We start from the raw sequence: 21,817 nt of genomic DNA, 5'->3' as shown, positions 1-21,817 counted from the left end.
GGCGAAATTTCCTCCGATTACATCCCCAAAAAAGACGACAGTACCCTATGAAAAAGGCTGCATTGCGCAAAGAGTTTTTACAAAAAAGAAAGGAAGCGGATGAGCCCTCGCTGATCGAAAAAAATGCCCTTATCGCGCAGAATCTTGAAAAATATGTTCAGAGAAATCTGTTTAAAACCCTTCATACATTTCTTCCCCAGCTCGGCTCACGGGAAATCAACACATTCTATCTTATCGAATTATTCCGGATCTCGTTTCCGGCAATGCGCATTGCCGCGCCGTATATCGTCCCCGGCACGCGGGAAATGGAGCACTTCCTGCTGACGCCCTTCACACATTTGGTAATGAATCAATGGCGCATCCCCGAGCCCGACCCAACTACCTCGAGGAAAATCGCGCCGGAAGAAATCGACATTGTCCTCGTCCCGCTGCTTGCGTTTGACCGCAAGGGTTACCGCGTAGGTTATGGCGGCGGATATTACGATCGTTTTTTGCCTCAAACCCGCCCCGAATGCATTAAAATGGGCCTTTCGCTATTTGAAGAAGTGGATGAGATAGAGGATATTGATGCATTCGACATTCCGCTCGACGTGTGCATTACGCCTGAGCATGTATACAATTTCAGTGATCGGTAGGCGAATTACCGAAACTCAAAAGCCTAGTAAACGACTCTGAAATGTCGGCTTTAACCCTTCCTTCCTGAATTTTAATGCATTAAAAGATGAAATTCGGGTATCATTCTAAAAAACCTCGTAAATTTGCGGCACTTTTCGCAAGGCAATGCACTCGCTCGGCAAAAAGTAAATCATATTCTATCCATTTTTAATCTTAATGCAAGAATGAAAATCGCAGTAGTAGGCGCTACCGGTCTGGTGGGCGGCGAAATCCTCAAAGTGCTCGAAGAGCGTAATTTCCCGGTGACGGAGCTGTTACCCGTCGCATCTGAAAGGTCTGTCGGTAAGGAAGTTACATTCAAGGGTAAACAGATAAAGGTGATCGGCTTCGAGGATGCGATTGCTGCCAAACCGGAGATCGCGATCTTCTCGGCTGGCGGCGGCACTTCCCTCGCCCTTGCACCCAAATTCGCGGAAGCAGGCATTACTGTGGTGGATAACTCCTCCGCCTGGCGTATGGACCCTACCAAAAAACTGGTGGTTCCGGAAATCAATGCGGGCGAACTGACCAAAGAAGACAAAATCATCGCCAACCCGAACTGCTCTACCATTCAAATGGTGGTGGTGCTGAACCCGTTGCACAAGAAATATAAAATCAAACGTGTGGTTGTTTCCACTTACCAATCGGTAACAGGAACCGGTAAAGCCGCGGTTGACCAGCTTTTCTCGGAACGCGCCGGCGATCACAGCAAAGGCAAAGTGTACCCGCACCAGATCGACCTGAACGTGCTGCCGCATATCGACGTGTTCCTTGACAATGGTTATACCAAAGAGGAAATGAAGATGACCAACGAAACGAAGAAGATCATGGGCGACGACAGTATCGCGGTAACTGCTACAACTGTTCGTATCCCGACAATCGGCGGTCACTCCGAGGCGGTTAACATTGAATTCGAAAACGAATACGACCTCGATGAGGTACGCCGGATCCTGAGCGAAACCGAAGGCGTTATCGTACAGGACGATCCGAAAAATGCGGTTTATCCGATGCCGTTGACTGCTCACGGCAAAGATGAAACTTTTGTAGGCCGTATCCGCCGCGACGAATCCCAGCCTAAGACGCTGAACCTGTGGATCGTTGCCGATAACCTGCGCAAGGGCGCTGCTACCAATGCGGTTCAGATCGCCGAATATCTGGCGAAACACGAGCTGGTTGGCGAAGGCGCAGTCGCGTAATTTCAGGAGTTATATCAATGAAAAAGAGCCGTTTCCCGGCTCTTTTTCATTGATATCCTATTTTAAAAAATTACCTGTCGACCTCGCCCATTACCACGTCGATGGAGCCAATAACGGCGACAAGGTCGGCGAGCAATGCGCCTTTTGATATTTCACCAATTACCGAGAGGTTATTGAAAGAACAAGCCCGCGCCTTGCAGCGAACGGGAATATCGGAGCGGCCGTCGGTGCGGAAATAGAAGCCCAGCTCCCCTTTCGGGTTCTCCGCACGAACATAGAAATCCATCGCTTTCGGCCGGATTTTTTTCGGGACAACCGCCTGCGGATCGAAGTCGCGGGTTCTTTTATAATCTCCCTGCAATTGTACCAGGCATTGCTCGATCATTTTCACCGATTCCCAGCATTCCACCACGCGTACCCACGTCCGGTCCCAGCAATCGCCTACTTTTCCGAGCTTTCCTTCACCAATAGGCACTTCGAAATCCAGTTCGGGATATACCGAGTAACCGTCTACTTTTCTCAAATCGTATCTTAAACCAGATCCGCGGAGCATTGGCCCGGTACAGCCGTAATTAATGGCCACATCCAATGGCAGCACTCCCACATTGGCCGTTCTTTGGATAAAGATCTTATTGTCGACCACAAGCTGCTGCAATTCGATCAGCTTGGGTTTCAAATATTTGATAAACTCGGAACAGCGCTCTTCAAAGCCGACAGGCAGATCGTAGAACAACCCGCCTATCCATATATAATTGTACAACATCCGCGCGCCGCAGGTCCATTCGAGCAGGCGCAGGATTTGTTCGCGGTCGCGCATCATCCATAGGAAGGGCGTATACGCGCCTATGTCCATCGCGTACGTACCGAGCGCGACGAAGTGCGAGGCCAGGCGGTTCAGTTCCGCGGCTACTACCCGGATATATTCAATGCGTTTGGGAATATCGTTTTCAATGCCCAGCATCCGCTCCACACCCATCACATAAGCGTGCTCCGAGTTCATGGCAGCCACGTAATCCATGCGATCGACGTAAGGAATGATCTGGTTAAATGGCAACGACTCTGCGTGTTTTTCAAAGCAGCGGTGCAGATAACCCAAATGCGGCACCACGTCGATCACCACCTCGCCGTCCGTTACCACTTCCAGGCGCAATACGCCGTGCGTCGACGGGTGCTGCGGGCCCATATTGAGCACCATTTCCTCGGTACGAAGGCTTTCGGAGTTATATTTCGTGGGCGCCGATGCAATGAAATGCTCGGGTTTGTATTCGTATTGGATTGCGTTGCTCATACCTTAAAACCGGACTAACTTCTGATCGTGTACTTCCACGCGCAACGGCCCGATCGGGCGGCCTTCATTGTGCAGGCGATCTACCGCTGTAACATAATAGACATATCTTTTACCCGCTTCGGCGGTCATGTCCACAAACTTTTCGCCTTCATAACACATGCCAAGAATGCGGCGCGGGTCGTGTGCGGTGGCTTTTTCCTCCGGCGGGAAACGGTAAATGACGTAATACCAGGCCTTGTCGCCGTCCGCGGCCGCATCGGGTTGCTCCCAGGTAAGCTCGATGCCGCGAGAAAGCAATGTGGCTTTCAGGCTTTTGGGCGACAACGGCGGAATTTTGTCCTTCCAGGGCATTGTCGGGATCAAAGCGGGGTATTTGAAAAGGTCTCTTCTCAATGAATCCACAAAACCCAGACTGTTAGCCCTCAAAGACCTTGAACTGAAAAAAATCGACCCATCCGCCTCGCTATCGCGGAAATAACGAACCTGATTTGGTATCTCGGCGGGATTCGACCAATGCGAATCCTTGTCCTTGTACCCGACGCGGTAAGCGCCCATACCTATATATAAGTGTCGGTCGAAGCGGTTTTCGGTCCACCAATCCACCAGGTTTTTATAGGGCACACGGTTAAAACCTGACGAAAAATAGACTTGCGGGGCAATGTAATCGATCCAGCCCTCTTTAACCCAGCGGCGGCTGTCGGCGAAAAGGTCGTCATAGGAAGCCAGCGCACCGAAAGTTTTCGAGCCTTCGGCATCGCGGTCCTTGTTCCGCCACACGCCGAACGGACTGATACCGAATTTGAGCCGCGGATTCAATGCTTCGAGCGCGTCGTGGATTTGTTTTACCAATAAATCCACATTATGACGGCGCCAGTCGGCCTTGTTGGTATAGCCGTCCGGGTATTTCCTGAACGTCGCGTCGTCCTGGATAACCTGCCCTGGCGCGGCATAAGGATAAAAATAATCGTCGAAATGGATGCCGTCGACGTCATAGTTCCTGGCAACGTTCACGGTCATATCGGTAATAAACTTTCGTACTTCGGGAATGCCGAAATCGAAAAGTTTATAGCCGTCGTAACTCAAAATCCACTCCGGATGAAGCCGGCTGATATTGTCGGCGGAAACGCTTTTGGAGGATTTATGGACCAGGCGGTTAAGGTTCAGCCAGGCGTGGAATTCGAGGCCGCGCTTATGGGCCTCGGTGATCATGAAGTCGAGCGGATCCCACATCGGTTCGGGCTTACGCCCTTGCACGCCCGTGAGCCATTCCGACCATGGCTCGGGGCTTTTGGCATAGAAAGCATCCCCCGCCGCACGTACCTGCACGAACACCGCATTCATCCCTACCCTTTTGTGAAAATCGAGCAGTTCGGAAAACTCTTCCTGTTGCTCTTCGGGAAGAAGATTTTTGCTGCTTGGCCAATCAATATTGTCGACAGTGGCTATCCAAACCGCTCTGAACTCTCTCTTCGGGGGGCAGATTACTCTCTGTTTCCGCGCTCTGAGCCATGCAACTTTCCAGCAAAAATGTGATTATGACGAAGGAAAGCGCAACAATTTTAATTTTTTTCACTATCTGACCAATGCAAAATGTTAATCCAACCAAAGTAACGTATTTTGGAACAAAGTTAGCCGACAACCGTCTTAAATTCGAGCAATAACGGTTTGATTTGGATCGTCGTATGAAAATCGTTGCCACCGGCCTTTTCTTGACTTAGTTATATTTTAGTGCTGGAACGATGTTTTAAACTGCCTTTATGGCCGTGTGGACAAACATTCAGGTATTGTAATTCTGAATTATTTTTCTGCATATTTATTGTGTAATAACAAGGATTTTTGTGACATAACCGGAAGCAGGATCCCCTTAAAAAACACCCTAGTAACGCTTAAAACTGTACCCTAATTGGAACCATTTGTCAAAACCACTAAGAAAAACGTCCTGTTCGAAGTTGCATGGGAGGTTTGTAATCAAGTTGGAGGGATATATACTGTAATAAGGACCAAAGTACCTGCCATGGTTGAGAAATGGGAAGAAAACTATTTCCTGCTGGGCCCTTATTTCGAAAAAAAAGCGTCTTCCGAATTCGAACAGATTCACGACCTCGACGATTCACCCGCCGGCCGGATCGTCAAGCGAATGCGGGAAATGGGTTTTGCTGTGTATTACGGCTACTGGCTCGTGACGGGTAAGCCACGGGTTGTGCTTTTCGATATCGACAGCATCATGGGCCAGCTCGATGCGATCAAATTCAACCTTTGGGAAAGAAACCGCATTCCGACGATTAACGTCGAACATCTTGTAAACCAGACCCTTTGCTTCGGAGAACTCGTACGTATATTCCTGAAAGAATACGCCGAAGAGAATGCGAAACGGGAAGAAATCTTTGCCCAGTTCCACGAATGGATGGCCAGCAGCGGGTTACCGGAACTGAAACGCGAGAATGTCAAGATCGCGATGACTTTTACGACGCACGCCACTATGCTGGGCCGTTACCTGGCGCAGAACGTTTCCGGTTTTTACAACAAGCTCCCCTTCTTCGACTGGGAGCAGGAAGCCAAAAACTACGGGATCGTAGCCCAATGCTCGATCGAGCGGCAGGCCGCACTGAACGCACATGTGCTCACGACCGTGAGCGACGTAACCGCCCGCGAATGCGAAGTGTTTCTCGGGCGCATGCCGGACCTCGTTACGCCGAACGGCTTGAACGTCGTGCGTTTTCAGGCTGTGCACGAGTTTCAGAACCTGCATTTGAAGCATAAGGAGCGCATTCATGAGTTCGTGATGGGGCATTTCTTTCCCAGCTACTCGTTCGATCTGGACAAAACGCTCTACTTCTTTACGTCGGGCCGCTACGAATACAGCAACAAAGGCTATGATCTCACACTGGAAGCATTGGCCCGCCTGAACTGGAAAATGGTGCAGGCAAATATGGATATGACGGTGGTGATGTTTATCGTGACCAAGCAACCTTACACCTCCGTAAACCCCGACGTGCTGCAATCCCGTGCGGTACTGAACGAGTTGCAGGAGACCTGTACCGCCATTGAAAAAGAAGTGGGTGAAAAACTCTTCCTCGCCACCGCCTCGGGCGCCGATCACAAAATGCCCGATTTGAATGAATTTGTGGACGAATACTGGCGGCTACGTTTGAGAAGAACGATCCAAAGCTGGAAAACCGATAGACTTCCGGCATTTGTGACCCACGATTTGAAACAGGAGGATGGCATTACCGATTTCTGCCGGCGTGCAAACCTGGTCAACAACGAGCGCGACCGCGTCAAAATCGTTTATCACCCGGATTTCATCGCATCGACCAACCCGCTTTTTGGCCTGGATTACGGGCAATTTGTTCGTGGCTGCCATTTGGGCGTCTTCCCGAGCTACTATGAGCCCTGGGGTTACACGCCATTGGAATGCGTCGTGCGCGGCGTGCCTACCGTTACCAGCGACCTCTCCGGTTTCGGCGACTACATTATGCAAATCATGCGGGATTACGAAAACCGGGGCATTTACGTGATCAACCGCAAATCGCAAAACTTCTCGCAGGCGGCAGATCAACTAGCCGACATCCTCTTCAAATTCGTGCGCATGCAACGCCGCGACCGCATTATGCAGCGCAATCGGGTTGAGAATATCTCGGATGTTTTTGACTGGATGAATTTGCGGTCGTATTACGACACGGCGCATGATCTGGCGGCGAAGCGGCGGAAGCCGTAAAATGACGACAAGCCCGGCACCATGAAGTTGCAGGGCTTTTTTTGCGTTTAAATTTTATGCTTCGACGATTGAAATAATCTTTTCATAAATCTTGAAGTTTCTGTCTGCGGAAACGACAGGCATTTTTGGGGAATATGCGGTTGCCAGAATAAGTCTGTCGAATGGATCGCGGTGTTCTTCGTGCAGTGAAATAGTGTCGTAGGCATCGATATGTGTCACAGATACAGGAATCAATCCAAAGCCGTCTGCAAGAATGGTCTTTTCGAGCTCAATGATCGAAATGGGTAATTCGGGCAGTTTACCGATCTTTTGTTTTATAACAATTTCCAGCAGGCTTATATGCGAGACAAATATGGAATTAGTCCAGGAGTAGGTTGATAACGTTTGCCGATAGTTTCGATGGTGAAGTGAGCGTCCAGATCAGGACCTGGGTATCGAGCAAACACCGTTTTCGTAGGTTCCCTTCACTGCGGTGTGCATTCTTTTACTGGTTAGGTTTACCCAAATTTAACAATTTTATAGACAAGTAGCCAGGCTCTGGCCAGTCCTTAACCCAATTAATCCCGGTAATTTTAAATTGAATTTTAAAATACCGGGCTTAATCGTCCTGATTCCTGAAAATTTTCAACACATTCACCCTGCAATTTTTACCAATACTATTACATGAATTACATCGAACTGGATTTGAAAGTGGATTCCGAGTTTTCGGAGATATTAATGGCCGAACTTGGCGAGGCAGGCTTTGAGTCGTTTGTGGAGACCGACGAGGGCCTGCTCGCGTACATTCAGGAGAGCGATTTCAACGAGAATATAATCCATAGCCTGACCGCCAAATACCTGGATTTAACGACAATAGCCGCAACCTGGAAATCGTTAGAGAGAAGAAACTGGAACGAGGAGTGGGAAAAAAGCTACGAGCCGATCGAGGTGGGTGACCAGGTGCGCGTGCGGGCAACGTTTCATGAGCCCGATCCCTCTTTTAAATACGATTTGCTGATCCAGCCCAAAATGTCGTTTGGCACGGGACACCACGAAACCACATGGCTGGTCATGAACGAGCAACTCAACCTGCCGCATGAACGTCTTTCGGTTATGGATGTCGGTTGCGGAACGGGAATCCTCGCGATTCTGGCATTTAAATTAGGGGCTTCACACCTGTTGGGTTTCGATATCGACGAATGGGCCGTGGAAAATACACGTGAAAATTTCGCGATGAACAACCTTCCGGCCGATTCCGAGGTTTTTCAGGGCACGATCCAGGACGTACCGGAAACAAGGGTTTTCGGAGGAATTCTGGCAAACATTAACCGGAATATCCTGCTGGCGGAGATTCCGGACTATGTGAAACACCTCGAACCCGGTGGCTGGCTCGTTACCAGCGGTTTTTACGAAGCGGACCAAACGGATATCGAAAAATGTGCCGCTGAAAACGGCCTGAAAAAGCGCAGATCGAATACCCGTAACCAATGGGCAACCGTTGTTTTTGAAAAGATCAAATAGACCATAGCTGAAAGCTAACAGCTGCAAACCATGAAGATATTTCGCCTTGCCATACTGCTTTACCTGCTGACTTTTATCGTAAAAAACGCCAACGCCCAGAACGGCAAACTGGCGGATGACCCGGCGCAATTCATGACGCAACTCCGGAAAATGATGGAAGGCAGCCGGAATCCGCAATTCATCCGCCCCGCAGTTCAATTGGACAGCATCTGGATGTCGGCCATAAACCCGCAGCAGCAGGCGAAATTCATCGGAATTGTGAAAACCCAGGTGGCAAAAGGACAGAAAGCAGGCGCCCTTATGGCACTGCTGATCCGGAATACACAGGCGCTTGCCAAAAAATCGCCGGAAAAACTGGACGGCTTTCTCGATGTCGCAGCCAACGCAGGTGAAAAATACGATGCCAAAACTTTTCAAAAGGTTCTGCAAACTTCGCTGCCGATCACCGAAAGCAACAAGCTGTACGGCAGCAATTACAATTCGCTCTATTTACTGGGCGGTGATTTCACGTACCGGTTCGATGCAAAGGCCGATTCCACGGTAGTGAAAGAGACGGAGACTGCCAACGACGGCTGGAATACGCCGGTAGACTCCAGCCTTGTAATCGCTCCGACCAAGTCCGCGCCACTGCCCATAGTCGCCGGACCGGTGCTGGACCTTCAAAACGCGACTTTTGCCATGGTAGCGGGCGGCGATTCCGTGGTTTTCGGGCCGGCCAACGGCAGTGTGTCATTGCGCGACGGAATGTTCGTGGGGAAAAACGGCAAATTCACCTGGCAAACCGCCGGGGATTCGACTATTTATGCCGATCTGGACGCCTATTCTTTCAATATCAATCATCCCCGGCTGCTTGCCGAAAACAGCACGCTGCATTCGGACAACTACCTGGCGGCACCGGTGAAAGGCACGCTGGAATACCGGGGGGATCAAACGCATCAAAGGTCAGCCGGCACAATACCCGCGCTTCATTTCGAATGATATCGATGCCAAACTGAAAGAAGTCCGCAAGAATATCGATTACAAAGGCGGCTACTCGCTTATCGGCCTCGACCGTTACAGCTCGGCTTTGAACGACAAATATTCGACCATCAAGGTCAGGTATCAGGAAAAACCCGCATTCACGGTTCGCAGCAAGCGTTTTGCATTGAAAGACTCTGTTTTCACCGCCAACTTCGCCTTGTTTTCGATGCCGCTCGGCTCGGATTCGCTCGTGCACCCTGGGGTTACATTTAAATACAACGACGACGAAGGACTGGTAACACTCAGCCGGATGGACAAAACCGACTATGCACCGCTACCCTACAAAGACACCTATCATAAAATGAATATCTGGTCGCAGGCCATGCGCTGGCGCTTCCCGACCGATAAAGTGGAATTCCTGCGTATCAATGGTAAAACGGAAGTACCGGTACGCCTGGAATCGATGGATTATTTCAAAAAGGAGCGTTTCCGTGAAATTGGCAAGGAATATGGCTTCCAGCCGCTGATTATGGCCGCCAATTATGCCCAAACCACTAAAAAAACGTCGTTCCTGCCGGAGGAACTCGCCGCAAAATTCAATCAGAAGCCGATCATCATCCGCAATGCCCTGCAAAGACTGGCGCTGGAAGACTATTTTATTTACAACAAGGAAACCGACGAATACGCATTAAGCAAAAAGGGCGTCATGTACGTACTTGCGAACATGGACAAGGCCGACTACGACAATTTCCAGGTAAGCGGGCAATTCGCGGCAAACGACGAGGTCGCCAATGCGACGATCTATTTGCCCGATACAACGCTCACCGTGCTCGGCGTGTCGCGTTTCGTGGTCAGCGATTCCCTGAAAATTTATGCGGTCCCGGCCGATAAAAAGCTCGTCATCGGCAAAAACAGGAATTTTACCCTGAATGGCCAGATGGTGGCGTCGAATTACCAGTTCCGCGGTCAGAACATCAAATTCGATTACAACCAGTTCTTCGTCAACGTCGCTCCTTCCGATTCGATTACGTTTACGCCGCGTGAGAAGTTTGCCAAAGGGCAGAAAGGCGAAGTGGGCGGTCATGTGAAGTATGAAAAGGGCGGTACCTTCTACCTCAGCGACCCGAAAAACAAATCCGGTATCCAGAAAGGCATTAAAAAATCACCGCGGCTCGTCGTGCCCGACGGTATGATCGTCTATTTCGATCAACCCGAACGAGGCACGGTACTTTATCCGCGGGAGGTATTTTTCAAGATCCCGAAGATCGATATGGATGGCCTCGACCAGCGCGATGTGATCTTTGAAGGTACCTTCAATTCCAATGGCATTATTCCGCCCATCCAGACAGTCCTGAAAAGCATGCCCGACAACTCTCTCGGTTTCGACTACAAACCGCCGGTTACCGACATGAAATTATATGACGGAAAGGCATTGGCAAAATTCACCGACACGCTCACGATGGACAACAGCGGTTTGCATTCGAAGGCCATATTGAAATACCTTTCGGCATCCATGACGGCCAAAAATGTCCTGCTCACGTCCGATTCGCTCATGGCAACCGGCGATGTGGCAACCATTAAAGAGGCCACGATAGGCAAAGGTTATTTCCCCGCCGTTGCCCTGAAAGACTATGCGTTAAAATGGTATCCCAATGCAGACAGCATGTTTATCAGCACCACCGGCAAGTCCTTCACATTCCATCAGGGTACCACGAATCTGGAAGGAAGCCTGCTGCTGCGTTCGACAGGTTTGTATGGAAATGGCAAGCTGAAACGGGCCGACTCCGAGCTTACCTCTCCCGATATCAAATTCAATAAGGATGGGTTCCTTGCCAATAAATCTTCATTTGCGATCAACAGCGGTGATACGAAGTCGACCAAAAAACTGCTTACGGGCAATAATGTCAATATAGATTTCAACTTCAAAACCGGCATTGCCAGCTTCGTGACCGACGAATCCGGTTTTGGTAATGATTCTTCGGGCATGCAAATCCCGACAGCCTCCTACCAGACGCTCATCGGAAGTGCCAAATGGGATATGACGAAGAAGACGATCCTGATGAAAGGCCTGGGCGAAACATCGTCCTACACTTCCACAGACCCCGATCAGGAAGGATTGACCTTCAACGGTTCCGAAGCGATTTACGATATCGAAAAAGTGACCCTGAATATCAAGGGCGTGCCTTACATTCAGACCGCCGATGTGAAGATCATCCCCGACGGCGGCATGGTGGCTGTGGATAGCAAAGGCAAAATCGTTCCGCTGAAAAAAGCACGTATCGAAATCGATACTTTGAACGTATCGCACCACATGCGCGATGCCGATATCCGCATCGACTCACGCAACCACTTCGAGGGCTCGGCCACTTACCAATACATTACGGCCAGGAAAGATACTTTCAATATCAAAATGCAGAATTTCGAGCTTGTGGAAGTGGGGGCGGGCGAGGAAGGCAAGCGCAAATCCAAAGACAACAAGCCCGCGGCGGGCGTGAAATATTACACGACTGCCCGCGCGGATATCAAGGAAACCGAAAACCTCTTTTTGTCGCCCCGCATTCAATACAAAGGCGCGATCAACCTGGTAGCCTACGAGCCGTCGCTGAAACTGGATGGCTTTGTGAAACCGGTGATCAAGTTCCGGAAGGATTTCCAGAGCTCGTGGATTGTGTACCAGGATTCTCCGGGCGAATCGGTTTCGATTAAAATCAATAAAGACCTTAAAAACGAGCACGAGATCCCGCTCTCGGTCGGCTTACATTATAATGAGGCCAAAGGCATGTACATGAGCTTCCTCTCGCCCAAGGATTCGGATGGCGACGAGGATATTTACCTCGCACAGGGTAACCTCAGCTACGACGAAGACGCGAAAGCGTTCCGCGTAAACCCGCCGCCGGGCGCAGACAGCCTGATCGACGAGGGCAATGCATTGACTTTCGACGACAAAACCGGCCTGGCCACATTTGCCGGTCCATTCAAACTCATGCAGGCCAACTGGCTGCAAACTGTCGGCAGCGCAGAAGTGCAGGTGGATAGCTCGAAATTCCGTTTCAACACCATGCTGCTCTTCAACGCACCGGCGTTGACACCGATCGCGCCGACGCTAGCCGCCAAAATCGTTGAAACCAACCTGGCCGAGTCCAACAGCACCGCCGCGGACGACGATGCGGACCAACTGAACCGCAAACTTTCCGCACTAATCGGCCCGAAAGCGACCGATGCCTATATCAAACTGACAGCCGCAGGTTATAAACCTATTTTCGAGGCCTCCCCATTACTGGACATGCCGATGGTGTTATCCAATGTGAACCTGCATTGGTCGCCGGTGCACAATGCGTACTACTCGCAGGGGCCTATCGGCGTGTCGCATTTTGGACGGAACAATATCAATGCGCAAATGAACGGCGTGCTCGAACTACGCCGGGGCGTGGAGGGCGACGAATTTAGCCTCTACCTCGAAGCGTCGCCCGATGTGTGGTATTATTTTGATTATAAACAGGGCGAGCTTGGTGTCGTTTCTTCCCTGCTGGATTTCAATGACGAGATCGTTGCGAAGTCTAAAAATGTGAAATCCAAGGACATGACACTCGTGAGCATTGGAACTGAAGAGAAGGATATGTTTGTTAACCGGTTCGATGATTTCTATCAGCCTGCCTTGAAAAAAGCAAAGCTCGTGAAAACTGCGAAGAAGAAGGCGGCACCTTCCCAGACCGAAGAAAAGAAGAAAAAAGCGGAACCGACAGAAGGATTCTGATGCGACCGGGGGCATTCACAATAGTTTATGCCAGCTTTTGCAAAATCGTATGCAGAACCACAGTTTTCTGGGATATTTGCTTGTAAAATCCTCCAACTATCGTATTTTTGAGAAAAACTTTTTGTAATTTAAATTTATCTTTGAATAGTACAAAATGAGTGTTGCCTTATTAATAGTTGCGATTGTTGCTGCTTATTTGCTGGGTTCTATCCCAAGTTCAGTCTGGTACGGAATCGGATATTTTGGAATAGATGTCAGAAAACACGGCAGCGGTAACGCGGGCGCCACCAACACATTCCGGGTATTGGGCAAACGCGCAGGAACTGTTGTAATGCTCATCGACGTACTGAAAGGCTGGACGGCCACCTGCCTCGCTTCCATGCTTTTTTACATGAACGAAATCGGTGAAACCGAGCTCCTGATGTATAAGATCATCTTCGGTATCATTGCCATTATCGGTCACATCTTCCCCGTTTTTGTGAATTTCAAAGGAGGTAAAGGCATTGCTACGCTGCTCGGAATGGTACTTGCCATTCACCCGGAGCTTGCGTCTGTCTGCATCACGATATTTATTCTGACACTAATTGCATCGCAGTACGTGTCGCTGAGCTCAATTCTCGCGACGCTCGCGTTCCCCGTGCTTTCATGGACTGGCGCTTTCGGGCACCCCGAGCCGTTGCTCGTCGTTTTTGGCTTCGCAATGTTCATCCTGGTGGTGTTTACGCACCAGAAAAACATTGTCCGCCTGCTCAACGGCAATGAGAACCGCGTAAATATTTTCGCAAAGTCGAAAGCCCGGAGCTGAGATTCCTGATCTAACCCTGTTAATCCTAACCCCTGAGGCGCAACCTTAGGGGTTATTTTTTTAACTTGACCGCCGGTTCAGTGAAGACTAAAAACAAACATTCAATGCAAGAATATATTGATAAGAACCGCGACCGGTTTTTGAACGAGCTGCTCGACCTGCTTCGTATTCCGTCGGTAAGTGCCGATTCGAAATTCAAACCCGACATGCTGAGAGCCGCAGAATACGTCCGCGACCGTATCGCCGAAGCGGGAGCCGACCGTGCGGAAATCTATGAAACCGAAGGACATCCGGTGGTGTACGGCGAAAAGATCATCGATCCCGCATTGCCGACCGTACTCATCTACGGCCACTACGACGTCCAGCCGGCCGATCCGTACGAGCTCTGGCACTCTCCGCCGTTCGAGCCGGTGATCAAGAACGATCGCATATACGCGCGCGGGGCGTGCGACGACAAAGGGCAATTTTATATGCACATCAAAGCCCTTGAAATCATGCTCGCAACGGGCACGCTCGCATGCAATGTGAAGGTAATGATTGAGGGCGAAGAAGAAATAGGGTCGTCGAATTTGGGGACATTTGTCCGAAAATATAAGGAAATGTTACAATGCGATACAATCCTTATTTCCGACACGAGTATCATCGCGAACGATGTCCCGTCCATCGAATCCGGGCTACGTGGGCTTACATACGTCGAGGTGGAAGTGACGGGCGCCAACCGCGATCTGCATTCGGGCGTATACGGGGGTGGCGTGGCTAATCCTATCAACGTTCTCTGCGAAATGATTGCCTCTCTGAAAGATGAAAACGGCCACATAACCATTCCCGGCTTTTACGACAAAGTTCAGGAGCTAAGTGCTTCCGAACGCGCCGCATTGAACGCAGCACCATTCGATCTGGAAGAATATAAGAAGGACCTCGATATCGACGATGTAGCCGGCGAAAGAGGCTATACCACCATTGAAAGAACCTCGGTACGCCCGACTTTGGACGTAAACGGTATCTGGGGCGGCTATATAGGCGAAGGCGCCAAAACCGTGCTACCTTCCCGGGCCCATGCGAAAATCTCCATGCGCCTCGTGCCAAACCAGAACGACGACGAGATCTGTGAGCTGTTTACCAGGCATTTCGAGTCCATCGCGCCTGCTTCGGTAAAGGTGAAAGTAGTACCTCACCACGGCGGATTACCATACGTAACGCCGACAGACTCGGTGGAATACCGTGCAGCGGAACTGGCAATGGAAGAGTCGTTTGGAAAAAAACCGATACCCACGCGCGGCGGCGGCAGCATTCCCATTGTGGCACTTTTCGAGCAGGAATTAGGCTGCAAGAGCATTCTGATGGGCTTTGGCCTAGATATCGACGCCCTGCACTCCCCGAATGAGAGTTACGGGCTATTCAATTACTTCAAAGGGATCGAGACAATCCCGCTGTTTTTCAAGCATTATGCGGAATTAAAAAAATAGGATTCTTCCGGTGCGCTGCACATCTACAAATATTGCGGTGCTACGCACCTCCTACGTCACGGTGCAGTGCACCGCAATATTTGCAGAAATTGGCACCGGCCCCCTCGCAAGGTGCAGTGCACCGCAATATTTGTAGGAATTGGCACCAGAAAATCCAACGCAAGGTGCAGCGCACCGTAATATTTGTAGGAATTGGCACCGAAAATCCAACGCAAGGTGCAGCGCACCGTAATATTTGTAGGAATTGGCACCGGAAAATCCAACGCAAGGTGCAGCGCACCGTAATATTGTAGGAATTGGCACCGAAAATCCAACGCAAGGTGCAGCGCACCGTAATATTTGTAGGAATTGGCACCGAAAATCCAACGCAAGGTGCAGCGCACCGTAATATTGTAGGAATTGGCACCGAAAATCCAACGCAAGGTGCAGCGCACCGAAACATTTGTAAAATGATACCGGGCAAACGCTGATAATAGCCTCAATTACCTCCTTCTCCGCTGCTCGCGCTTCATTTTTTTCAAATTTGCGATCGCCGCCTTCGCTTCTTTGTCCTGGCTCGACTTCCTGTCGGCTCGGTCATCGGCCAGTTTGTAATAACGCAGCGCTTCGTCGTAATCCTTTTTATGTTCCGCTATTTTACCTAAGCCAAGCAGCGACGAAACATAATATCCGGCATTCAGTGAATTGGTTTGGGTCGAATATTCGATAGCCTTCTTATAATATTCACTGGCGGCGTCGTAATTGCGGTAGTAGTTCATATTGTAATACGCCAGCACATAGGCGGCATTCCTTCCGCTCACACCTTCATAGCCAGGCATTCCCTGGTTAATTTTCGCGATGATGTTCTTCGCTGCCTCCTCGGCTTCGGCCATTTTGCCTGTTACAAAGGCCGTCCGACAGAAATAACGCTCGAAATAGGGATTATTCGGGAATGTCTGCCACATGTATTTGGCCATTTCATATGCCTTGCTGTACTCGTTTTCCATGCTGTAAATCTGCAACAGGAAATACCGGGCCTCCACACGGGTGTAAAATGCATTGTTACCAACCTTTTCCAGTTGCTGCTCCCCGAGTTTTTTGTTGCCTTTCGGGAAAAGCGCCAGGATCGGTTTCAGAATCGGATATTCTTTCGGTACCCATTCAGCATAATAGTTGTACAGGCCGTCTCCGAAAAGCAATTCAGGCGAGAGGTCGCCGTTACCCTTGCATTGTTCGAAATATTTCAATGACTTTTTGCCGGCAAATGCCGCCTTCGCCCAGCTCTCGCGCTCGGCATAGAGCCTGCCTTTGAACGCGTAGGCGGCAGCAAGAAAAAATGCGGGTTCGATTTTATTTTCCTGATCGTCATACAATTTCTCGGCCAGAGTAATGGTCGAGTCCATATGCGCAAGAAATGTTTTATCGTAGGCCTCATTATCCGTATTAGGCACAATCTTCCACCATTCGGCCAAACCCATCAGAAAATGCGGCATCGGGTGTTTGGGGTACCGGTATTTCAACCAGCGGAACTCCGCGTCCGCTTCGTAAAACTGATAATTGTACAACTTGTTGATCGCCTCGGTCGATTCGATCTGCACGCCCGGGTTTTGGAGGACCATGGCGTAGTTCTTGTCAAGGTCCGCCGACGAATACAATTGGGCCTTGGTGATATGGCTTGTAATTACACTTAAGCAACAGAATATGATACTGTTAACAACCGATCTTCTCATAGCAGGGGGAAATCTGTCCTATTAACGCCGGATTTATATTTTGCGTTTGTCAGCGACCCGGTTTTTAAAAAAAGAGTTAATATTGATCCTCAGAGTATTTGACACGCTCCGCCGGGCGCCTTGTTGCCTTTGGAACCTGATCCGCACTTCAAAATTATGATTAACATTCTGGATAAAACATTTGTCCCCTTCATTTCGCGCGAAACCATCGAAAAACGCATTGGCGAGTTAGCAGCCGGTATCAACTCCGATTATGCGGGCTCCTGTCCGGTCTTCATCATTGTTCTGAATGGCGCATTTCTGTTCGCGGGCGAGCTGGTTAAAAACATTTCGCTGGCTTGCGAGATCAATTTTATCAGGCTCTCCTCCTATTCGCAAACGACTTCGACAGGCTCTGTTCGCGAAATTATCGGGATGGACGCCGATATTGTGGGGCGTGATGTGATTATTATCGAAGATATCGTCGATACCGGGCTTACAATGTCACAATTGATCACAAAGGTGAAATCGATGTCGCCCAAATCGGTTGAAATCGCTACTTTACTGCACAAACCGGAAGCTATGAAAACGCCGGTCGACATGCGCTATATCGGCTTCGAGATTCAAAACAAGTTCGTGGTCGGCTACGGTCTCGATTATGACGGTATCGGGCGCAACCTCGACGCGATTTACGTACTTGCCTGACCCTCTTTTTTCGACAACGTTCTAAATTCTATACCTTTATGCATATCCAGTTCTTTGGCGCCGCCCGCACCGTTACCGGGAGCAAACACCTGATTACCACCGAAAAAGGAACCAAAATATTACTCGACTGCGGACTCTTCCAGGGCATCCAGACCGACGAATTCAACCAGGAGTTCGGTTTCAAACCGGCCGATATCGATTATGTGATACTCTCGCACGCGCATATCGACCATTCGGGCCTGCTTCCCCGTCTCGTACGCAAGGGTTTCAACGGGCCGATATACTGTACGGCCGCCACTGCCGACCTTTGCCGGGTTATGTTGCTCGATAGCGCCCATATCCAGGAAAAAGACCTTGAACGCATCAACAAGCGCCGCAAAAAACAAGGCCGCCCGCTGCTCGAAGAACTGTACAATGCGGAAGACGCCGCACATGCATTGACGCTTTTCAAGACGGTACGTTATGGACAAACATTCTTTTTGGGCGAAAACAACGAAGTATCGGTAATCCTGACCGACGCCGCGCACTTACTGGGCAGCGCCGCCGTGCATTTGAGCATTCCCGATAGCGGCACGTTCAAGCAGGTAACCTTTACCGGTGACATCGGCCGGCCCGACGACCGTATTCTCCGCAAGCCGGAGGAATTCCCGCAGGCCGATTACATCATCTGCGAATCGACCTACGGCGACCGTCTGCATGAAAAAGAAACCGATATGCACGCGCATTTGCTGCGGATTGTACAGGAAACATGCATTCGCCGCCGCGGCAAGCTCATTATCCCGGCCTTCGCAATCGACCGCACCCAGGAACTTATTTATGCCCTCGACCAGCTTTCGAGCTCGGGCAAGCTCCCGCAAATCCCTGTATACATCGACAGCCCGCTCGCGATCCGCGCTACGGCCATTATGAAGGAGCACGACGAATGTTTCAATCCTGAAATCCTCGATTACATCGAAAGGGACGGCGACGCATTCGCATTTCCGTATCTCAATTACATTTCCGACGTACAGGACTCCATCGCCCTGAACGACCGCCATGAGCCCTGCATCATCATTTCCGCCTCCGGAATGGCCGAGGCCGGGCGCATCAAGCACCATATCAAAAACAACATCGGTGACCCGAATTCTACCATCCTGCTCGTAGGCTACGCTTCCGCGAACACACTCGCGGGCGCATTGAAACGCGGCGACAAGCAGGTAAACATTTTCGGCGAACGTTTCGACGTCAAATGTCGCGTCGAGACCATGGATTCATTCTCCGGGCACGGCGATTACAACGAAATGCTGGAATTTTTATCCTGTCAGAAGCCTGAGCGCGTGAAGGAAGTATTCCTGGTTCATGGCGAATACGAGACGCAGGTCGCCTTCAAATTGAAGCTGGAAAAGGCAGGATACCGGAAAATCCACATCCCGGCACTGTACGAGGGTGTAAAAATTTAAAGTTTTTACACTTTTTCCACGCTTCCCTGCCTGAAACGCTTGCAAAGTCCGAAACAAGATTACTATCTTTGCGCACCGAATTTCAAGCCGAAGTGGTGAAACTGGTAGACACGCACGTTTCAGGGGCGTGTGGGGGTTGCCCCATGCGGGTTCGAGTCCCGCCTTCGGCACAAAACGCTGTTTCTGTTATCAGGAACGGCGTTTTTGCTTTTCGGGACAAATAGCGGGACAAAAAAAGTCACACACGTATGGTAAAATAAACCGCTTGAAAATCCTACCTCACGTTTTAAACGCCAGATTCAGCTTTTTGGGAAGTGTTTCATTCCGTACTTGTATTCTTCTCGAAATCTCAGAATATTCGTATTCCTTTTAAACCGTAGGTTCTATGAAAAATATCGGAGTTATTGCTCTGCTATGGTGCGGATGCGGCGAAAGCCCTCCGGATGCTCCTACGGGCATAAGGACACCTTAGGCAGAGCATTTTGTCCGTCCTTTTAACCGTAGTTTTTATCTACACACCTATCACCGACGAATCCCCGGATTTGTCACGCCTGGTACGTTACGGCCAGTTAGTTCAGGATTTGCTTTCTCAAACCAGCCCCGACGAATGGATCGACGACCCTCTGGTCCATTTATAGCGGATACATAGCCTTTGAGAAGGAAGCACGGTATAACCCGAGATGTACGGAGATTTTTATTGAACTTGTCGCGATCTCATGTCAAATCCGCCGCTCCGGACCCTTTTGGTTCGTTGCCCTTGGGTTAACTTTGTGCTCGCAATTCCCCCTCTACACGTTCGCCTGCGCCGATAACTATACCCTTTATTTTAGTCCCGGCCGAAACAATGTAATTCGACAAAACCCATCCTTGACAGCCGTCTTGCGAGTGCGTATTTTGCATATAGTTTAACTTTCCAACCAACCGCCATGGCCGATCACATCGTCAAACTGCTCGCGAAGAAGCCAGTTACGCATAATGTAAATTCCTACACTGTTGAAAAACCGGCGGGTTTCACCTACACACCGGGCCAGGCAACGGATTTCTCGATCCTGAAAGACCGTTGGGCGACAGAAAAACGGCCGTTTACATTCACTTCGCTACCCACTGCCGACACGCTCGAGTTTACGATCAAGTCGTATACCGATCACGACGGCGTCACCAATGCGCTGACGAAGGTACAACCGGGCGACAGTTTCGAGATCAGCGACGCCTGGGGCGCAATCGAATACAAAGGAGAAGGGGTATTTCTGGCCGGAGGTGCGGGCATCACGCCTTTTCTGGCGATTTTCAGGGATTTGTATTCCAAAGGGCAGGTCGGAAACAACCGGCTTTTCTTCTCCAACCGCACTACTGCTGACATTATCCTGAAAGAAGAACTCCAGCAAATGCTCGGCGACCGCTTCTTCAATCTTATTTCCGGGGAAAATGCCGAAGGTTACTATCACGGCCGCATAGACAAGGTTTTCCTGCAAAAGCACATTTCGAATTTCGACCAGCCATTCTACGTCTGCGGCCCCGACGCATTTATGGAATCGATTCTGAAAGCACTCGAAGAACTCGGCGTAAAGGCCGACGCACTGGTGTTCGAGAAATAAGGGTGAAAATGCCGGGCATGCATCAGGCTTAAAGAACTTTCCCTGAAACGAAAAATAAGTCTGATAACTAAATTTTAGTTATACCTTTGGCGTATGGAACCACTCAATCGTTCAGAAGAAAATATCATGCGCATTCTGTGGGAGCTCTGCGAAGGTGTGGTGCATGACATTATCGAAAAACTCCCTGAACCGAAACCTCCTTACACGACCGTTTCGTCCATCGTGCGCCTTCTGGAAAAGAAGGGTTTTATCGATCACAAGGCGTACGGAAAAACGTATGTCTATTTCCCGGCTATCTCCCGCGAACAGTACGCCCGCCAGTCATTCTCGGATCTCATGAAGCATTATTTCCAGGGCTCTCCCCGTAACGTAGTCTCGTTTATGATGGAAGAAAATGCCATGAAACCGGAAGAAATTAATGATTTAAGGCAATTGATCGATTCCTACTACCCCAAATCATGAACCATATGACCGGAATATGCCCGCGTCGTGAACCTACGTTCCTGCTTTTTTCTCCCGCATTCTCTTCACGATCCGTACGGTGGTCATGATCACGATTGCGAAAGCCAACAATCCGAGCACGCCCCACAGCCAGTCGACCGTGTTTTTCAATACCACTAAAAAGACGATCGAGAACAGGAATATCGTCGCGATTTCGTTGAAAAGTCGCAGTTGGAACGACGAAAAACGGAATTTTCCTTCCCGTAATTCGAGCAGGATCTTCCGGGTAAATGAGTGGTAAGCGAGCAATCCGACGACGAAAACGAGTTTCAGCTTCATCCATCCCTGATCGAGCCAGGCGGGGCTCAGGTACAGCATCGCTGTTCCGCAAAGCAATGCGAGCCAGCAGGCGGGCGTCATGATCGCGTTCCAGAGCAGCTTTTCCATTTTGGTAAATTGCGCAAAAAGGATTTCACGCTCGGGACTGGGCTTGTCGTTAGCCTCGGTGTGGTACACAAACAGCCTCGGCATATAAAAAAGCCCCGCAAACCAGCTGACCACGAATATGATATGAAGCGCTTTGAAATGAAGATAGGTCATAAATTACC

At 49.9% G+C, this 21,817-nt stretch carries 17 protein-coding genes, 1 tRNA gene and 1 pseudogene; 14 read left to right on the top strand and 5 right to left on the bottom strand.

Features of this window, described 5'->3' with window-relative positions:
* Window positions 1-47: 47 nt before the first annotated feature.
* Both ABV298_RS14330 and ABV298_RS14325 read left to right on the top strand, forming a co-directional pair.
* On the top strand, window positions 48-635 hold the full coding sequence (locus tag ABV298_RS14330; RefSeq protein WP_353722747.1) for a 5-formyltetrahydrofolate cyclo-ligase: 588 nt from the start codon (window positions 48-50) through the stop codon (window positions 633-635).
* 204 nt (window positions 636-839) lie between these two features.
* Window positions 840-1,850 (top strand): aspartate-semialdehyde dehydrogenase, encoded by a 1,011-nt coding sequence (locus ABV298_RS14325; protein WP_353722746.1) that lies wholly within the window; start codon window positions 840-842, stop codon window positions 1,848-1,850.
* Between the two features lie 70 nt (window positions 1,851-1,920).
* Here the strand turns inward: ABV298_RS14325 and ABV298_RS14320 are convergent, their stop codons facing one another.
* Together ABV298_RS14320 and ABV298_RS14315 are read right to left on the bottom strand one after the other, a co-directional pair.
* The gene (locus tag ABV298_RS14320) at window positions 1,921-3,138 is read right to left on the bottom strand and encodes an NADH-quinone oxidoreductase subunit D (RefSeq protein ID WP_353722745.1); all 1,218 of its coding nucleotides are present in this window, start codon (window positions 3,136-3,138) and stop codon (window positions 1,921-1,923) included.
* A gap of 3 nt (window positions 3,139-3,141) precedes the next feature.
* Window positions 3,142-4,566: a family 10 glycosylhydrolase gene (locus ABV298_RS14315; RefSeq protein WP_353723187.1), complete on the bottom strand. Its 1,425-nt coding sequence runs from the start codon at window positions 4,564-4,566 to the stop codon at window positions 3,142-3,144.
* 475 nt (window positions 4,567-5,041) lie between these two features.
* On the opposite strand from ABV298_RS14315, the gene ABV298_RS14310 reads away from it, so the two are divergent.
* Window positions 5,042-6,856, top strand: coding sequence for a glycosyltransferase (locus tag ABV298_RS14310; protein ID WP_353722744.1), 1,815 nt, complete (start codon window positions 5,042-5,044; stop codon window positions 6,854-6,856).
* A 54-nt stretch (window positions 6,857-6,910) separates the two neighbouring features.
* Here the strand turns inward: ABV298_RS14310 and ABV298_RS14305 are convergent.
* A pseudogene (locus ABV298_RS14305) lies at window positions 6,911-7,249 on the bottom strand (type II toxin-antitoxin system VapC family toxin); the annotation flags it as partial.
* Between the two features lie 270 nt (window positions 7,250-7,519).
* Here ABV298_RS14305 and prmA point away from each other — a divergent pair.
* The 5 genes from prmA to ABV298_RS14280 all read left to right on the top strand — a co-directional run bounded on the left by prmA (window position 7,520) and on the right by ABV298_RS14280 (window position 15,341).
* Complete coding sequence (gene prmA / locus ABV298_RS14300; RefSeq protein ID WP_353722743.1) at window positions 7,520-8,356, top strand: 50S ribosomal protein L11 methyltransferase; 837 nt, start codon at window positions 7,520-7,522, stop codon at window positions 8,354-8,356.
* Between the two features lie 30 nt (window positions 8,357-8,386).
* On the top strand, window positions 8,387-9,334 hold the full coding sequence (locus ABV298_RS14295; protein ID WP_353722742.1) for a hypothetical protein: 948 nt from the start codon (window positions 8,387-8,389) through the stop codon (window positions 9,332-9,334).
* An 88-nt stretch (window positions 9,335-9,422) separates the two neighbouring features.
* Complete coding sequence (locus ABV298_RS14290; protein ID WP_353722741.1) at window positions 9,423-13,070, top strand: hypothetical protein; 3,648 nt, start codon at window positions 9,423-9,425, stop codon at window positions 13,068-13,070.
* A gap of 154 nt (window positions 13,071-13,224) precedes the next feature.
* Complete coding sequence (gene plsY, locus ABV298_RS14285) at window positions 13,225-13,875, top strand: glycerol-3-phosphate 1-O-acyltransferase PlsY (RefSeq protein WP_353722740.1); 651 nt, start codon at window positions 13,225-13,227, stop codon at window positions 13,873-13,875.
* An 80-nt stretch (window positions 13,876-13,955) separates the two neighbouring features.
* Entirely contained in the window at window positions 13,956-15,341 is a 1,386-nt protein-coding gene (locus ABV298_RS14280) for a dipeptidase (RefSeq protein WP_353722739.1), read from the top strand.
* A 482-nt stretch (window positions 15,342-15,823) separates the two neighbouring features.
* Here the strand turns inward: ABV298_RS14280 and ABV298_RS14275 are convergent, their stop codons facing one another.
* Window positions 15,824-17,050: a tetratricopeptide repeat protein gene (locus ABV298_RS14275; protein WP_353722738.1), complete on the bottom strand. Its 1,227-nt coding sequence runs from the start codon at window positions 17,048-17,050 to the stop codon at window positions 15,824-15,826.
* A gap of 156 nt (window positions 17,051-17,206) precedes the next feature.
* Between ABV298_RS14275 and hpt the strand changes: the two genes are divergently transcribed.
* From hpt to ABV298_RS14245, 6 genes are all read left to right on the top strand, one after another.
* On the top strand, window positions 17,207-17,734 hold the full coding sequence (hpt, locus tag ABV298_RS14270; protein WP_353722737.1) for a hypoxanthine phosphoribosyltransferase: 528 nt from the start codon (window positions 17,207-17,209) through the stop codon (window positions 17,732-17,734).
* 38 nt (window positions 17,735-17,772) lie between these two features.
* Complete coding sequence (locus ABV298_RS14265) at window positions 17,773-19,173, top strand: MBL fold metallo-hydrolase (protein WP_353722736.1); 1,401 nt, start codon at window positions 17,773-17,775, stop codon at window positions 19,171-19,173.
* An 86-nt stretch (window positions 19,174-19,259) separates the two neighbouring features.
* A tRNA-Leu gene (locus ABV298_RS14260) sits at window positions 19,260-19,343 on the top strand.
* Between the two features lie 312 nt (window positions 19,344-19,655).
* Entirely contained in the window at window positions 19,656-19,811 is a 156-nt protein-coding gene (locus ABV298_RS14255) for a hypothetical protein (protein ID WP_353722735.1), read from the top strand.
* Between the two features lie 288 nt (window positions 19,812-20,099).
* Entirely contained in the window at window positions 20,100-20,768 is a 669-nt protein-coding gene (locus ABV298_RS14250) for a flavodoxin reductase (protein ID WP_353722734.1), read from the top strand.
* A 93-nt stretch (window positions 20,769-20,861) separates the two neighbouring features.
* On the top strand, window positions 20,862-21,230 hold the full coding sequence (locus ABV298_RS14245; RefSeq protein ID WP_353722733.1) for a BlaI/MecI/CopY family transcriptional regulator: 369 nt from the start codon (window positions 20,862-20,864) through the stop codon (window positions 21,228-21,230).
* Window positions 21,231-21,263: 33 nt separating this feature from the next.
* Here the strand turns inward: ABV298_RS14245 and ABV298_RS14240 are convergent, their stop codons facing one another.
* Window positions 21,264-21,809: a CopD family protein gene (locus ABV298_RS14240; RefSeq protein ID WP_353722732.1), complete on the bottom strand. Its 546-nt coding sequence runs from the start codon at window positions 21,807-21,809 to the stop codon at window positions 21,264-21,266.
* Window positions 21,810-21,817 lie beyond the last annotated feature (8 nt).

The sequence above is a fragment of the Dyadobacter sp. 676 genome (assembly GCF_040448675.1).
Taxonomy (GTDB): Bacteria; Bacteroidota; Bacteroidia; order Cytophagales; family Spirosomataceae; genus Dyadobacter.
This window is presented reverse-complemented; position numbering and strand designations above follow the sequence as displayed.

What these genes read in the sequence shown, in the direction of transcription:
- ABV298_RS14330 (WP_353722747.1), top strand. Translation starts at nt 48, where the DNA reads ATGAAAAAGGCTGCATTGCGCAAAGAGTTTTTACAAAAAAGAAAGGAA.
- ABV298_RS14325 (WP_353722746.1), top strand. Translation starts at nt 840, where the DNA reads ATGAAAATCGCAGTAGTAGGCGCTACCGGTCTGGTGGGCGGCGAAATC.
- ABV298_RS14320 (WP_353722745.1), bottom strand. Translation starts at nt 3,138, where the DNA reads ATGAGCAACGCAATCCAATACGAATACAAACCCGAGCATTTCATTGCA.
- prmA (WP_353722743.1), top strand. Translation starts at nt 7,520, where the DNA reads ATGAATTACATCGAACTGGATTTGAAAGTGGATTCCGAGTTTTCGGAG.
- ABV298_RS14295 (WP_353722742.1), top strand. Translation starts at nt 8,387, where the DNA reads ATGAAGATATTTCGCCTTGCCATACTGCTTTACCTGCTGACTTTTATC.
- plsY (WP_353722740.1), top strand. Translation starts at nt 13,225, where the DNA reads ATGAGTGTTGCCTTATTAATAGTTGCGATTGTTGCTGCTTATTTGCTG.
- ABV298_RS14275 (WP_353722738.1), bottom strand. Translation starts at nt 17,050, where the DNA reads ATGAGAAGATCGGTTGTTAACAGTATCATATTCTGTTGCTTAAGTGTA.
- hpt (WP_353722737.1), top strand. Translation starts at nt 17,207, where the DNA reads ATGATTAACATTCTGGATAAAACATTTGTCCCCTTCATTTCGCGCGAA.
- ABV298_RS14265 (WP_353722736.1), top strand. Translation starts at nt 17,773, where the DNA reads ATGCATATCCAGTTCTTTGGCGCCGCCCGCACCGTTACCGGGAGCAAA.
- ABV298_RS14250 (WP_353722734.1), top strand. Translation starts at nt 20,100, where the DNA reads ATGGCCGATCACATCGTCAAACTGCTCGCGAAGAAGCCAGTTACGCAT.
- ABV298_RS14245 (WP_353722733.1), top strand. Translation starts at nt 20,862, where the DNA reads ATGGAACCACTCAATCGTTCAGAAGAAAATATCATGCGCATTCTGTGG.
- ABV298_RS14240 (WP_353722732.1), bottom strand. Translation starts at nt 21,809, where the DNA reads ATGACCTATCTTCATTTCAAAGCGCTTCATATCATATTCGTGGTCAGC.